Source organism: Pseudomonas sp. HT11, assembly GCF_044875395.1.
Lineage (GTDB): Bacteria > Pseudomonadota > Gammaproteobacteria > Pseudomonadales > Pseudomonadaceae > Aquipseudomonas.
The window spans coordinates 1,844,670-1,857,497 of the sequence record NZ_CP173217.1; the positions used below are offsets into that span (position 1 = coordinate 1,844,670).

At 60.5% G+C, this 12,828-nt stretch carries 17 protein-coding genes; 9 read left to right on the forward strand and 8 right to left on the reverse strand.

The annotated features are described in order from the left end of the window. Window positions 1-41 precede the first annotated feature (41 nt). Entirely contained in the window at window positions 42-1,118 is a 1,077-nt protein-coding gene (locus tag ABWL43_RS08390) for a 3-deoxy-7-phosphoheptulonate synthase (RefSeq protein WP_145163221.1), read from the reverse strand. A gap of 131 nt (window positions 1,119-1,249) precedes the next feature. Further along, window positions 1,250-1,684, reverse strand: coding sequence for a PilZ domain-containing protein (locus tag ABWL43_RS08395; protein ID WP_106576830.1), 435 nt, complete (start codon window positions 1,682-1,684; stop codon window positions 1,250-1,252). Between ABWL43_RS08395 and ABWL43_RS08400 the strand changes: the two genes are divergently transcribed. The 5 genes from ABWL43_RS08400 (at window position 1,683) to cysB (ending at window position 5,605) form a co-directional block, all read left to right on the forward strand. Next, complete coding sequence (locus ABWL43_RS08400; protein WP_119739477.1) at window positions 1,683-2,069, forward strand: thioredoxin; 387 nt, start codon at window positions 1,683-1,685, stop codon at window positions 2,067-2,069. The genes ABWL43_RS08395 and ABWL43_RS08400 overlap by 2 nt on opposite strands. Next, window positions 2,066-3,028, forward strand: a complete 963-nt coding sequence (locus ABWL43_RS08405) for a putative 2-dehydropantoate 2-reductase (protein WP_404487417.1) — start codon at window positions 2,066-2,068, stop codon at window positions 3,026-3,028. Before ABWL43_RS08400 ends, ABWL43_RS08405 begins: the two co-directional genes overlap by 4 nt. Window positions 3,029-3,042: 14 nt before the next feature. After that, complete coding sequence (locus tag ABWL43_RS08410) at window positions 3,043-3,960, forward strand: 5'-nucleotidase (RefSeq protein WP_145163225.1); 918 nt, start codon at window positions 3,043-3,045, stop codon at window positions 3,958-3,960. 66 nt (window positions 3,961-4,026) lie between these two features. Next, window positions 4,027-4,527: a universal stress protein gene (locus ABWL43_RS08415; protein WP_369300537.1), complete on the forward strand. Its 501-nt coding sequence runs from the start codon at window positions 4,027-4,029 to the stop codon at window positions 4,525-4,527. Between the two features lie 103 nt (window positions 4,528-4,630). After that, entirely contained in the window at window positions 4,631-5,605 is a 975-nt protein-coding gene (gene cysB / locus ABWL43_RS08420) for an HTH-type transcriptional regulator CysB (protein WP_003189876.1), read from the forward strand. Window positions 5,606-5,610: 5 nt separating this feature from the next. Here cysB and ABWL43_RS08425 read toward each other — a convergent pair whose 3' ends face one another. Both ABWL43_RS08425 and ABWL43_RS08430 read right to left on the reverse strand, forming a co-directional pair. After that, complete coding sequence (locus ABWL43_RS08425) at window positions 5,611-6,093, reverse strand: GreA/GreB family elongation factor (RefSeq protein WP_200623094.1); 483 nt, start codon at window positions 6,091-6,093, stop codon at window positions 5,611-5,613. 5 nt (window positions 6,094-6,098) lie between these two features. Next, a complete protein-coding gene (locus tag ABWL43_RS08430) occupies window positions 6,099-6,470 on the reverse strand; it encodes a hypothetical protein (RefSeq protein WP_404487418.1) in 372 nt (123 codons plus the stop codon). A 132-nt stretch (window positions 6,471-6,602) separates the two neighbouring features. On the opposite strand from ABWL43_RS08430, the gene earP reads away from it, so the two are divergent. After that, entirely contained in the window at window positions 6,603-7,736 is a 1,134-nt protein-coding gene (earP, locus tag ABWL43_RS08435) for an elongation factor P maturation arginine rhamnosyltransferase EarP (RefSeq protein WP_404487419.1), read from the forward strand. Between the two features lie 49 nt (window positions 7,737-7,785). Then, on the forward strand, window positions 7,786-8,358 hold the full coding sequence (locus ABWL43_RS08440; RefSeq protein ID WP_003218698.1) for an elongation factor P: 573 nt from the start codon (window positions 7,786-7,788) through the stop codon (window positions 8,356-8,358). Between the two features lie 266 nt (window positions 8,359-8,624). Here ABWL43_RS08440 and ABWL43_RS08445 read toward each other — a convergent pair whose 3' ends face one another. The 3 genes from ABWL43_RS08445 to ABWL43_RS08455 all read right to left on the reverse strand — a co-directional run bounded on the left by ABWL43_RS08445 (window position 8,625) and on the right by ABWL43_RS08455 (window position 10,782). Then, window positions 8,625-9,044, reverse strand: a complete 420-nt coding sequence (locus ABWL43_RS08445; RefSeq protein ID WP_034126737.1) for an organic hydroperoxide resistance protein — start codon at window positions 9,042-9,044, stop codon at window positions 8,625-8,627. A 254-nt stretch (window positions 9,045-9,298) separates the two neighbouring features. After that, window positions 9,299-9,751 carry a MarR family winged helix-turn-helix transcriptional regulator gene (locus tag ABWL43_RS08450; RefSeq protein ID WP_179606946.1) on the reverse strand — a complete coding sequence of 151 codons (453 nt, stop codon included), beginning with the start codon at window positions 9,749-9,751 and terminating at the stop codon, window positions 9,299-9,301. Between the two features lie 80 nt (window positions 9,752-9,831). Further along, window positions 9,832-10,782, reverse strand: coding sequence for a LysR family transcriptional regulator (locus ABWL43_RS08455; protein ID WP_145165132.1), 951 nt, complete (start codon window positions 10,780-10,782; stop codon window positions 9,832-9,834). 108 nt (window positions 10,783-10,890) lie between these two features. Here ABWL43_RS08455 and ABWL43_RS08460 point away from each other — a divergent pair, with 108 nt between their 5' ends. Then, window positions 10,891-11,640, forward strand: a complete 750-nt coding sequence (locus tag ABWL43_RS08460; protein WP_145165129.1) for a sulfite exporter TauE/SafE family protein — start codon at window positions 10,891-10,893, stop codon at window positions 11,638-11,640. Here the strand turns inward: ABWL43_RS08460 and ABWL43_RS08465 are convergent. Then, window positions 11,630-12,484 (reverse strand): LysR family transcriptional regulator, encoded by an 855-nt coding sequence (locus tag ABWL43_RS08465; RefSeq protein ID WP_242193793.1) that lies wholly within the window; start codon window positions 12,482-12,484, stop codon window positions 11,630-11,632. The two genes, ABWL43_RS08460 and ABWL43_RS08465, sit on opposite strands and share 11 nt — an antisense overlap. A gap of 97 nt (window positions 12,485-12,581) precedes the next feature. Between ABWL43_RS08465 and ABWL43_RS08470 the strand changes: the two genes are divergently transcribed. Then, window positions 12,582-12,788 carry a DUF1127 domain-containing protein gene (locus ABWL43_RS08470; protein WP_234452476.1) on the forward strand — a complete coding sequence of 69 codons (207 nt, stop codon included), beginning with the start codon at window positions 12,582-12,584 and terminating at the stop codon, window positions 12,786-12,788. Window positions 12,789-12,828: the final 40 nt, after the last annotated feature.

Sequence of the window (12,828 nt, forward strand, 5' to 3'; positions counted from 1 at the left end):
CCGGGCTAAGCCCGGCGTTTTTGTGTGCGCGATTCAGCGGTTCAAGTGCGTTTGCGTTTCGGCAATACGTCCTTGAGCTTGGCGTGCATGCTGCGCAGGGTGGTTTCGGTGGCGGACCAGTCGATGCAGGCATCGGTGATCGACACGCCGTACTGCAAGTCGGCCAGGTCTTTTGGAATGGCCTGGCAACCCCAGTTCAGATGGCTCTCGACCATCAGGCCGATAATCGACTGGTTGCCTTCGAGGATCTGGTTGGCGACGTTTTCCATTACCAGTGGCTGCAGGGCCGGGTCCTTGTTGGAGTTGGCGTGGCTGCAGTCGACCATGATGTTCGGCTTGATGTTGGCCTTGTTCAGCGCCTGCTCGCACAGCGCAACGCTGACCGAATCATAGTTGGGTTTGCCGTTGCCGCCGCGCAAGACCACGTGACCATAGGCGTTGCCCTTGGTGGTGACGATGGACACGCCACCTTCCTGGTTGATCCCCAGGAAGCGGTGCGGGCTGGACACCGATTGCAGCGCGTTGATCGCGACGGTCAGGCCGCCATCGGTGCCGTTTTTGAAACCCACGGCCGAAGACAGGCCGGACGCCATTTCGCGGTGAGTCTGGGATTCGGTGGTGCGCGCGCCGATGGCCGACCAGCTGATCAGGTCCTGCAGGTACTGCGGGGAGATCGGGTCGAGGGCTTCGGTGGCGGTGGGCAGGCCCATTTCGGCCAGGTCCAGCAGCAATTGACGACCGATGTGCAAGCCGTCCTGAATCTTGAACGAGTCGTCCAGGTACGGGTCGTTGATCAAACCTTTCCAGCCGACGGTAGTGCGCGGTTTCTCGAAGTAGACGCGCATCACCAGGTACAAGGTGTCGGACACTTCAGCCGCGAGCACTTTGAGGCGCTCGGCGTATTCGTGGGCAGCCTTGAGGTCGTGGATCGAGCAAGGGCCGATCACCACAAAGAGGCGGTGGTCGGTGCCGTCGAGAATGTCACGGATGACTTCGCGGCCCTTGGTGACGGTCTGCAGGGCAGCGTCGCTCAAAGGGATTTCGCGCTTGAGCTGATCGGGCGTGATCAGGGTCTCGTTGGATTCGACGTTAAGGTCATTGATCGGTAAATCAGCCATCGTGTTACTCGTCAGGGTCACGGGTGCCGGCCGCCAGCCATCCCCGTGCGGCGGAGCACAGCATGATTTGAATGCAGGGGGGAGGAACCTTAGCGCGTAACACGGGCCCGCGACAATGGGCAAAACCGGCTTTAATCCAGCGCCGGCGCCACAAAAGTCTCGCGGGAGAACTCACCGGCATGGCGCGAGACCCACTCGCGAGCCATGGCTTCGAGTTGCGCAGGCGTCGGCTCGGCGTCTTCATGCAAGCGGCAGTAGCGTTCGATCTGGCACACTTGCTCGCCCATTCGCGCACCGAACAAGGCGTGCTCATCGGTAAAAGAGATGCCGATGCGATAGCCTTTTTCAAGCTTGCGACACCAGGCTACATAGCCCGGATAACGGGCGCTGGCGCCCAGGGAGGGGATGCGCAGATCAACCGCCGTACCCTGGCGCCAGGCACGCGGGCAATTGCAGGCGACGCCGCCCAGGCCGATAGTGTGCAGGCGTTGGCGGGGAATGGCAGGAGCGGGGCGTTGGATTAACTCGACAGCGACATCATCAGGGTGAGGTAAAAAACGACCCATGTACACGGACTCCGAGCACCGTCCAGTTGACGGCGGTGGCAGCAGTATAGTGAAGGAACTGGAATTGACCGACCTGGATATTGACCAGCAGCTGCTGGGATTGCCAGGTATTTCGCTGGTGGTATTTACCAGTGTCGGTTGTTCCAGTTGCCGCTGGGCACGCCAGCAGCTGCCCGGCTGGCGTTTGCCGGTCGACCGCGTGTGCTGGGTGGATGCCGGGCACAACGGCGGTGCGGTCGAGCGCTACCAGATCTTTCATTTGCCCGCGTTGTTCCTCGTGTGCGAGGGTCAATTTCTTGGGCAGTTGCACACCCGTCTTGCACTTGCCGACCTCACCGAGGCAGTGAATCAAGCACTTACCCGCACGCCAGAGGATTTGCCATGACCGCAGTTGCATCCCCGTCGCCACGCATTGGCATTATCGGCACCGGTGCTATCGGTGGGTTCTACGGCGTGATGCTGGCGCGTGCCGGGTTCGACGTGCACTTCCTGTTGCGCAGCGAATACGCGGCGGTCAGCGAGCACGGCCTGCACCTCAACAGTACGCTGCATGGCAAGTTGCACCTGCACCCGGTGCAGGCCTACGCCCGCGCTGCGGACATGCCGGCGTGCGACTGGCTGCTGGTGGGCACCAAATCCACCGGCAATGTGGACCTCGCGCCGACCATCGCCCAGGTCGCCGCCCCGGACGCCAAGGTGGTGCTGTTGCAAAACGGCCTCGACGTCGAGGACAGCCTGCGCGAACACCTGCCGCCGTCGCTGCACTTGCTGGGCGGCCTGTGCTACATCGGCGTACACCGCTCTGCGCCGGGCGTCGTCGAGCATCAGGCGTTGGGCCGGGTCAATCTTGGTTACCACAGCGGCACAGCGGCCAACGATGAATCGCGCCAGCAGGCGATTGTCGAAGAGGGCGCCGCGCTGTTTCACCAGGCCGGTATCGACTCCCAGGCCATGGCCAATGTGCACCAGGCTCGCTGGCACAAGCTGGTGTGGAATGTGCCGTATAACGGCCTCTCCGTGTTGCTGGGCACTGGCACCACCGCGCTGATGGCTGATGAATCGAGCCGCGAGTTGATCCAGGCATTGATGGCTGAAGTGGTCAAAGGCGCGCATGCCTGCGGTCATGAAATCCCTGCCAGTTACGCTGAGCAGATGTTCGCCATGACCGAAACCATGGACGACTACCTGCCCAGCATGTATCACGACCATGTGCACAAACGTCCGCTGGAACTGGCGGCGATCTACGCCCGGCCATTGGCCGCAGCAAAAGCGGCGGGTTGCGAATTGCCACGCATGCAGGCGCTTTACCAGGCCTTGAGTTTTATTGATCGGCACAACCGCTGATTCGGGGGAACACCATGGCGAAGGGATTGGGCGACAAACTGGTGCTGGCGATTTCATCGCGTGCACTGTTCGACCTGAGTGACAGTCACAAGGTCTACCTGGCCGAAGGGGTAGAGGCTTACCGCAAGTACCAGATCGAGCACGAGGAAGAAACCCTCGAGCCCGGCGATGCCTTCCCTTTGGTCAAGAAGCTCTTGAGCCTTAACGCCAGCCTGGGCCGGGCCCGCGTCGAAGTGGTGCTGGTGTCGCGCAACAGTGCCGACACCGGCTTGCGCGTGTTCAATTCGATCCAGCATTACGGCCTGGATATTTCCCGTGCCGCGTTCGTCGGCGGGCGCAGTCCCTATCCTTACCTGGCCGCATTTGGCTGCCACCTGTTTCTGTCGACCCATGCCGAAGATGTGCGCAGTGCACTGGATGCCGGGTTTGCCGCGGCGACGATTCTGTCGGGCGGCCCGCATCGGGCCTCGAGTGAAGAATTGCGGATTGCGTTCGACGGTGATGCGGTGCTGTTTTCCGATGAGTCCGAGCGTGTCTATCAATCAGGCGGGCTGGAGGCGTTTCTGGCCAACGAGCGCGAGTCGGCGCGCCAACCGTTGCACGGTGGTCCGTTCAAGGGGTTCCTGGCGGCGCTTAACGTGTTGCAGAGCGAGTTCGCAGACGAGGCATGCCCGATTCGCACAGCGTTGGTCACCGCGCGTTCGGCGCCGTCCCACGAGCGGGTGATTCGCACCCTGCGCGAATGGGATATCCGTCTGGACGAGTCGTTGTTCCTCGGGGGGCTGGAGAAATCCGCGTTTCTGGAGGCGTTCGCCGCCGATGTGTTTTTCGATGACCAGGCCGGTCATTGCGAGAAGGCCAGGGAGGTGGTGGCCACCGGGCATGTGCCCCACGGCATCAGCAATGAGTTGAAAATCCACACCGAGAGCTGAGCCCCAGTCCCGCAGGCGCTGCTAAGCTCATTCAATCCCCGCCATCCTGGCCGTCCAGGAGGTTCTATGATTCGTTCGATGCTGTACGCCACGGACCTCGGTCTGTATGCGCCCTATGTCATGCAGCATGCGCTGGCACTGGCCCGAACGTTCAAGGCGGATTTGTATGTGATTCATGTGGTCGAGCCGATCGGGCTGTTCGCCGAATCGGTGTTGCAAAGCTACCTTGATGAGAAAGCCCTGAACGAATGGCAGAGCCAGGGGCTGACCACGGTGATGGCAACCATCGAGCAGCGGGTGCTGGACAGTTTTCGCGAGGAGCTGGGGGAAGGGGAGCAGGACCTGAAATTGATTCGCTCGGTGCGCGTGATCCAGGGCGACCCGTGCGAGGTGATTCTCGACCAGCTGCGAAAACTTTCCGTCGACTTGTTGATCGTAGGAAGTCACAGCCACGCAACGGCCGCTGCCACGCCGCTGGGGCGCACGGCCGCCAGGGTGCTGCAATTGGCGACGGTGCCGGTTTATATGGTGCCCTCGCTGCAGCGCCGGCGCAGTGACGATGCCTGATCGGTAAAAACGATAAAAAGTTCTAGATTTATCCGTCTAACCTTTAATATAGTTATATACCGTCGCTGATACCCGTGGCGTCTATCTGCTTTGAGGGACACATATGAAGCTTCAACAACTGCGCTACATCTGGGAAGTGGCGCACCACGACCTCAACGTTTCCGCTACCGCTCAAAGCCTTTACACCTCGCAACCCGGTATCAGCAAGCAGATCCGCCTGCTCGAAGACGAGCTGGGCGTCGAAGTGTTCGCGCGCAGCGGCAAGCACTTGACCCGCGTCACCCCGGCCGGCGAGCGCATCATCACCACCGCCGGCGAGATCCTGCGCAAAGTCGAAAGCATCAAGCAGATTGCCCAGGAATTCTCCAACGAGAAAAAAGGCACCCTGTCGATCGCCACCACGCACACCCAGGCGCGTTATGCCTTGCCGCCGGTGATCCGCGATTTCATCAAGCAATACCCGGACGTCGCCCTGCACATGCACCAGGGTTCGCCGATGCAGATCGCCGAGATGGCCGCTGACGGCACCGTCGATTTCGCCATCGCCACCGAAGCCCTCGAGCTGTTCGGCGACCTGGTGATGATGCCGTGCTACCGCTGGAACCGTTGCGTGGTCGTGCCCCAGGGTCACCCGTTGGCCAAGCTGCCGAAGTTGACCCTCGAAGCCCTGGCCGAATACCCGATCGTGACTTACGTGTTCGGTTTCACTGGCCGCTCCAAGCTCGACGAAGCCTTCAGCCATCGCGGCCTTACGCCGAAAGTGGTGTTTACCGCAGCCGACGCCGACGTGATCAAGACTTACGTCCGACTGGGCCTGGGCGTGGGTATCGTGGCCAAGATGGCGGTCGATACCAACCTCGACAAAGACCTGGTGGTGCTCGACGCCAGCGAGCTGTTCGAGTCCAGCGTGACCAAGATCGGTTTCCGTCGTGGCACGTTCCTGCGTGGCTTCATGTGCGACTTCATCGAGAAATTCGCGCCGCACCTGACCCGTGAAGTCATGGCCAAGGCGATCCAGTGCCACAACAAGCAAGAACTGGAAGAGCTGTTTGACGGCGTAGAATTGCCCGTCCACTGAGTGGCTTATCGGGCCTCGGTAACCGTGAAGTGTTGCCGGGCGCCCGCCACCAGAATCTCCACCTCATCACCCTCGAACTTGCCCAGCAGGCTTTTGCCCAGCGGCGAGCGCGGGGTGATGACAGTCACCGGTTGCCCCACTACGTCGACTTTCAAGCCCGCCGCATCCGGCGCCAGGAACAGCCACTGCTGGCGACCGTTCTCGTCTTCCAAACCCAGTAGCGCGCCGACTTCTATGCCGCGCTGATCGTCGTAAGCACGCAACTGCAGGTTCTGGCACAGCGCCAGCGATTGCTTGATTTCTTCGACGCGCTTGGCTTGCCCGGCCGCGAGGTAAGACGCCTCCAGCCCCAGCGTGTCGTATTTGTTCTCGGCGATGTTCTCTTCGTGGGTCGCGGTCTCGTAGGCGGTCTGCGCGGCGCGCTGGGCAATGTCGAGGTCGACGGTGAGTTTTTCCAGGATCAACTGGAGGACGGCGTGCTTATTCATGGGCATCAATCGCAGAATTGCAGGACATTCGCCTTGCTCTTTTCATTGGGCGCGTTCTGGTCCTGTTGCAGCCAGAACTGGCATTTGGGGTTGGACAGGTTGCGCGCGTTGTTGCGCGCCTGGTCCAGGGTTTGCTGTTGTTCCTGCTTGCGAAGGTTTTCCTGGTACTGCTCGAACATACGGTTCGGCGGCTCTGGCGCAACAACGCTGGCGGACTTGCCCAGTTGCTGGACGGCCTGCGCCACCGGCGCCAGGCTTTGCGGGAACACGTAGCGCGACGCCAGCCAGGTGGTCAGCACAATGGCGATAAACCCCAGCCACAGGCCGAACGCCACTGCGATACTGAGCTTGAACAGCGACAACGAACGATCAGACATAGTGGCCTCCTGGCGGGCATTTGCGGCGTGGCGGCGATTGTCGCACAGCCACTGTGCAGAATAATCGCGATCAAGCCTTCTGCATCGGCGCATTTATGCGGACAATCGAGCCTTTGAGTGTTGGAGCCCGGAATGAAAGCCCGCTGGGATATTTTTTGCAGCGTCGTCGACAACTACGGCGACATCGGCGTGACCTGGCGCCTGGCCCGGCAATTGGTGGTGGAGCACGCCTGCGACGTGCGCTTGTGGGTCGATGACTTGCGTGCTTTTGAACGCATGTGCCCAGAGATTGATGTGCAACTGAACCAGCAATGGCTGGAGGGCGTAGAGGTGTGCCATTGGCCGGCACAATGGCGCGACTCGCCTTGCGCCGATGTCGTGATCGCAGCCTTTGCCTGCCAGTTGCCACCTGAGTACATGGAAGCCATGGCCGCGCGCGACCGCACGCCGTTGTGGATGAACCTGGACTACCTCAGCGCTGAAGACTGGGTGGTGGGTTGCCATCGCCTGCCGTCGGTGAAGTTCAAGGGCGTACAGAAGTATTTCTTCTTTCCTGGCTTTCGGCCGGGCACTGGCGGGCTTTTACGCGAAGGCGGCTTGCTGGAGCAGCGTCAGGCTTTTCAAGAGGATCGCGCCGCACAGCGACAATTCCTGCAAGCGCTGGGCGTATTTCCGGCAGATGGCGCGCGTTTGATGTCGCTGTTTGCCTACGAAAACGCCGGGCTCGCCCGTTGGCTGGACGTGCTGGCGACGGACGGGCGTGCCACTCATCTGTTGGTGCCGGAAGGCCGCATCCTTGGCGATGTGCAGCGCTGGCTCGGCGTGGAAGGGCTGTCGGTGGGGGCGGTGCATCAGCGCGATGCCCTGACGGTGCAGGTATTGCCGTTCGTACGCCAGGAGCAATATGACCGCCTGCTGTGGTGCTGCGACTTCAACGCCGTGCGCGGCGAAGACTCGTTCGTACGCGCCCAATGGGCCGGTCGGCCGATGCTGTGGCACATCTATCGCCAGGACGAAGACATCCATCTGGACAAGCTCGATGCCTTCCTGCAGCTGTACACCGGCGCCTTATCGCCCGCCGCCAAGGCAGCGGTGGTTGCCCTTTGGCAAGCCTGGAACGCTGATGGCGATATGGCACAACCGTGGAAAATGCTGCTGGAGCATTGGCCAGAGGTGTGTCAGAACGCCCAGGCGTGGTGTCTGGAACAAGGCTTGCAGGCTGATCTTGCGACGGCGCTGGTACAGTTTTATGAAAGTTGGATATGATACGCGACCTTGATTTTTGTAAATCCCATCCAAATTTCGGATATACGCAATGAAAACTGGTAAAGAACTGAAACCCGGTACAGTGATCCGTCTCGAAAACGACCCTTGGCTGGTTCAGAAAGCTGAGTTCACCAAGTCTGGTCGTAACAGCGCAATCATGAAGACCAAGCTGAAGAACCTGCTGACCGGTTACAAGACCGAGATCGTTTACAGCGCCGACGACAAACTGGACGACGTGATCCTCGACCGCAAAGAAGCGACCCTGTCCTTCATCAGCGGCGACACCTACACGTTCATGGACACCACCGACTACACCATGTACGAGCTGAACGCTGAAGATATCGAAGCTGTTCTGCCGTTCGTTGAAGAAGGCATGGAAGACGTCTGCGAAGCGATCTTCTTCGAAGACCGCCTGGTTTCCGTAGAGCTGCCGACCACTATCGTGCGTAAAGTTGCCTACACCGAAGGTTCCGCTCGCGGCGACACGTCGGGCAAGGTCATGAAGCCTGCCAAACTGGCTAACGGTACCGAGCTGCAAGTGGCTGATTTCATCGAAATCGACGACCTGATCGAGATCGACACCCGTGAAGGTGGTTCGTACAAAGGTCGCGCCAAGAAGTAATTCTGGCCCCGCCGATACGAAAAAAAGCCCGACCTTGAGTCGGGCTTTTTCATGGGCGCCTGTTTAGTTCAGGTGTTGCTTGAGCGCTTGCGAGGCCTGCTGCAAGGCTGAACGGACTTCCGGCACCTAGGGTCGCGCCTTAGGCCTGGTTGATCGCCACCGGGTAATGCGCTTGCGGCGAACGCGGTGTTGATCGACAGCGCGAGCAGGGTGCCGAGGGCTTTACCCATTATGTTCATGGCCTTCTCCAGTGGCGGCAAAGGGCATCAGACAGTCACGTGCAGGCGCACATCGACGTTGCCACGGGTGGCGTTGGAGTACGGGCAGACTTGGTGAGCCGCGTCGACCAGGCTTTGCGCATCATCCTGCGCCAGGCCCGGCAGGCTCACGTGCAGGTCGATGTCCAGGCCGAAACCGCCGGGGATTTGACCGATGCCGACGTGGGCAGTGATCGAAGCGTCATCCGGGATTTTGCGTTTGGTCTGGCTGGCGACGAACTTCAGTGCGCCGATGAAGCAGGCCGAGTAGCCGGCCGCGAACAGTTGCTCAGGGTTGGTGGCTTGGCCGCCGGCGCCGCCCAGCTCTTTGGGGGTGGAGAGTTTGACGTCGAGGATGTTGTCGCTGGAAACAGCACGACCATCACGGCCGCCGGTGGCGGTGGCTACTGCGGTATAGAGCGTTTGCATGGTGTCGTCCTCTTGGTTTTTAGCGCTAAATGTTTGCGCGCTAAGTAGTTGGTAAGGGCGAATGTATAGCGCTAATGTTTAGCGCGCAAGATAAATTTACAAAAATATTTTCCGGACGTTAGTTTCTGGCACAACCCCAAACAAATGTGGGAGCTGGCTTGCCTGCGATTAGGCAGTGTCAGCCAATGCATTCATGACTGATGTACCGCGATCGCAGGCAAGCCAGCTCCCACCTTTTTACTGCGTGAATGCCTTTAAATGGCGTCTTGCAGATTTCCCCGCAAGGCAATCAAATCACTTTGCAACTTGCGCAACTGCTCCAGCTGTAACCCGCTGGCGCCGAGGATGCACTGCGGGATGCCCATGGCTTTTTCCTGCAACGCACGGCCTGCCTGGGTCAATTCCACCACCACCACACGTTCATCTTCGCGGCTGCGGGTCCGGCTGAGCAGGCCTTCGGCCTCCAACCGTTTGAGCAGCGGCGTCAGCGAACCCGGATCGGTCAGCAGGCGAGTGCTGATTTCGCCGACGGTCAAACCATCCTCTTCCCACAGCACCATCATCGCCAGGTACTGCGGATAGGTCAGGCCGAGCGCTTGCAGTAGCGGCTTGTAGACCTTGGTCATCAGCAACGAAGTGGAGTGCAGGGCGAAACACAGCTGGTTATCCAGCATGAGGGATTCGCAAGGGTCGGGATTTTTGCGCATGACAGTGCCTCGAAAAAGCGTATATGGGCTGGAATCTAGCGATCAAACCTTTAATGCGCCAGATAATTCTGGCTATTGGGTCAGACCAAGCCGCTTTGTAATGCCAGATCCCAGGGCGGTACTGGGCTGAAGCGGGACTTGAGGTATTCCAGCAGCAGGCGGCTGCGTGCATTGGCCTGCTGTTCCAGACGCAGCGCGTAAATGCCGGTGGTTTCCGGGCTGGGCAGGCCGTTTTCGCAAAACAGCGGTAATAACTCCCCACGCACCAGGTATTCACTGGCCAGCCACGTCGGCAAATGCGCGATGCCCAGCCCGGCGAGCGCGCCGCACAGCAGTGCTTCGGCATTATTGGCACTCAGGCGAATGCGTTGCGGGCGATAGGTGGCGCGGCGCCCGTCCAGCTCGAAGCGCCAGGCGAACATCGGCGCCAGGCCGTCCCAGTCGAGGCCATCATGCTCGCTCAGGTCCCGAGGATGGGTCGGCGTGCCACGGCTTTTGAGGTAAGCGGGGCTGGCGCAGGCGATGCGCACGATGCTGGCCAATGGCGTGGCAATCAAGCGGGTGTCGACGATGTGCCCGGCGCGCAGCACCAGGTCGACCTTGCCCAAGTGGGCGCCCTGCATGTCGACAAAGCTGTCGATCAAATGCAGGTGCACATCCAGCCCCGGATACACGTTCAGAAAGTCGGCAATCACCGGCGCCAAGTGCCGTCGGCCGAAGGCTGCCGGCGCGTCCACGCGGATCAGGCCCTCCGGCGCGTGGCTCAACGATACCGCCTCGGCCCGGGCCAGTTGCAACTCGCTGACAATCCGTCGCGCCCGTTCGGCAAACGCCAGGCCTGCCGGTGTTGGCACCACGGCATGGGTGCTGCGCTGAAACAAGCGGCTGCCGACCGAGCTTTCCAGGCTGTCAATGCGCCGAGCCACAGCTGAAGGGGTCAGCGGATGGCGGCGGGCAGCGGCGGAAAAACTGCCGGTTTCCAGCACATCAAGAAACAGGCTCAGTTGGTCGGTCAAGGTATTGGGGTTCATGAGGAGGCGCTTATGCGAGTTCGGCACAGCCATTGTGCGTTGCTGTGCGTTTCCACGCCACAGGCGACTGCGTAGCATGCTTCGCCTGGGCTTTTGGAGTGATGCGCGGTGTTGGATTTAGCGATTTACCTGGTATTGGGCGCAGCCCTGGGCACGGTCGGCGGCCTGTTCGGTATTGGCGGCGGGCTGATTGCCATCCCGGTGCTGGGCGTGTTGTTTGGGCTGGATCAACAACTCGCCCAAGGCACCGCGCTGGTGATGGTGGTGCCCAATGTGATGCTGGCGCTTTGGCGTTATCACCAGCGTAACCGTATCGAATTGCGCCACGCGTTGCCGTTGGGTGTCATGGGTTTCTGCTTTGCCTGGCTGGGCTCCATCTGGGCGGTGGGCCTGGACGCCGGCGCGATGCGCATCGGTTTTATTGCATTCCTGCTGACGCTCTCTGCTTACAACTTGCTGCGCATGTTCACTCGCAATGCGCCGCCGACCGCGCAGATGCGTTATTCCTGGCCTTGGCTCGGCGTGCTCGGCGCCGCCTCGGGTTCCATGGGCGGCTTGTTTGGCGTGGGTGGCGCAGTGGTGGCGACGCCGGTGCTGACCAGTCTTTTCGGTACCACCCAAGTGGTCGCTCAAGGCCTGTCGCTGGCGTTGGCGCTGCCCAGTACCAGCGTGACCCTGGTCACCTACGCCTGGCACCAGGAGGTGGATTGGATGATCGGCGTGCCATTGGCGGTCGGTGGCCTGCTCAGTATCAGTTGGGGGGTAAAAGTCGCCCACGCGCTGCCGGAACGGGTATTGCGCGGCCTGTTCTGCGGCTTTCTGGCGGTGTGCGCGGTGATGCTGACGTTTAAAGTCTGAAGCCTTCGAGGATGTATTCGGCCAGGCATTCGGTGATGGGCGAGGCCATCGCCGGGTTGCGCAGCAGGCGCAGGCTCATCGACGGCAGAGGCGGAAAGCCTTCATCGCTGCCCAGGATTCGTAAGTCGTCGGTCACCAGGCCTTCCATGCTGACCATCACCGCCAGCCCCGAGCCGACCACGGCTTGAATCGCCGCGACGTTGGAACTGTGGTACGCCAGGCGATAATCGATGCCGGCAGCATCCAGCGCGCTGCGGGTCCATTGGGTGCAAAAGCTGTCGACGCCGGAAATAGCCAGGGGCAAGGTCTCGTGCTCATCCACGCAGAAGCACGGCGCGGCCACCCAGACCATGCGCTCACTGCGCAGCAGTTCGCCGATTTCATTGCCGGGCTCGCGGCTGATCACGGTCAGCGCCAGGTCGCGCCGCTGCATCAACACCGCCGACGACTCGCAGTGCATTTCGATCTGGATCAGCGGGTAGGCCTTGGAAAACCGTTTGAGAATCCCCGGCAGGAAACGCATCACGTAATCATCCGGCGTGCCGATGCGCACCAGCCCGACCATATGAGGTTCGCGCAGGGTGTTGAACACCTCACTGTGCAGTTTCAGGATGCGCCGCGCATAACCCAGCAATACCTGGCCTTCGGCCGTCAGCCGTACCTGACGACCGTCGCGCTCGAACAGCTTGCGCTGCAGCACGTCTTCTTCGAGGCGCTTCATTTGCATGCTCACCGCCGACTGTGTGCGGTTGACCAGTTCACCGGCGCGGGTAAAGCCGCCCTGATCGGCGATGGCGACAAAGGTGCGCAGCACTTCAGTGTCGATGCTTGGGTAGCCGGACAATTGATCAATCTCCGAGATGTATTACATAAGAAACATTCGTTGGATTGATCATAGTGCCAGGCACACACTCTCGTCATCCCCATTGGAGGGCGAGAAGATGAAAGGTCAGAAAGGTTTTGTGTTGATGACGAAACGTCCGTTTTCCGGATTTTTTCAGCGGGTTGCCCGGTGGCAGGCGCTGCACCATGAGCGCCAGGCGCTGGCGAGTTTGAGCGACGATGCGCTCAAGGACATCGGGCTTAATCGGGGCGATGTGGAGCAGGACAGTCACCTGCATTTCTGGCAAGACCCGCTGCGAAAGTAACCTGGAATGCAGTAGGGTTGTCGGCGAGCCCATACGGAGA

Bases quoted from the DNA above. Each gene is read 5' to 3' on its own strand.
- ABWL43_RS08395 (WP_106576830.1), bottom strand. From the start codon at position 1,684: ATGGGTCGTTTTTTACCTCACCCTGATGATGTCGCTGTCGAGTTAATC.
- cysB (WP_003189876.1), top strand. From the start codon at position 4,631: ATGAAGCTTCAACAACTGCGCTACATCTGGGAAGTGGCGCACCACGAC.
- ABWL43_RS08450 (WP_179606946.1), bottom strand. From the start codon at position 9,751: ATGCGCAAAAATCCCGACCCTTGCGAATCCCTCATGCTGGATAACCAG.
- ABWL43_RS08410 (WP_145163225.1), top strand. From the start codon at position 3,043: ATGGCGAAGGGATTGGGCGACAAACTGGTGCTGGCGATTTCATCGCGT.
- ABWL43_RS08390 (WP_145163221.1), bottom strand. From the start codon at position 1,118: ATGGCTGATTTACCGATCAATGACCTTAACGTCGAATCCAACGAGACC.
- earP (WP_404487419.1), top strand. From the start codon at position 6,603: ATGAAAGCCCGCTGGGATATTTTTTGCAGCGTCGTCGACAACTACGGC.
- ABWL43_RS08430 (WP_404487418.1), bottom strand. From the start codon at position 6,470: ATGTCTGATCGTTCGTTGTCGCTGTTCAAGCTCAGTATCGCAGTGGCG.
- ABWL43_RS08425 (WP_200623094.1), bottom strand. From the start codon at position 6,093: ATGAATAAGCACGCCGTCCTCCAGTTGATCCTGGAAAAACTCACCGTC.
- ABWL43_RS08445 (WP_034126737.1), bottom strand. From the start codon at position 9,044: ATGCAAACGCTCTATACCGCAGTAGCCACCGCCACCGGCGGCCGTGAT.
- ABWL43_RS08405 (WP_404487417.1), top strand. From the start codon at position 2,066: ATGACCGCAGTTGCATCCCCGTCGCCACGCATTGGCATTATCGGCACC.
- ABWL43_RS08415 (WP_369300537.1), top strand. From the start codon at position 4,027: ATGATTCGTTCGATGCTGTACGCCACGGACCTCGGTCTGTATGCGCCC.
- ABWL43_RS08455 (WP_145165132.1), bottom strand. From the start codon at position 10,782: ATGAACCCCAATACCTTGACCGACCAACTGAGCCTGTTTCTTGATGTG.
- ABWL43_RS08440 (WP_003218698.1), top strand. From the start codon at position 7,786: ATGAAAACTGGTAAAGAACTGAAACCCGGTACAGTGATCCGTCTCGAA.
- ABWL43_RS08470 (WP_234452476.1), top strand. From the start codon at position 12,582: ATGAAAGGTCAGAAAGGTTTTGTGTTGATGACGAAACGTCCGTTTTCC.
- ABWL43_RS08400 (WP_119739477.1), top strand. From the start codon at position 1,683: ATGTACACGGACTCCGAGCACCGTCCAGTTGACGGCGGTGGCAGCAGT.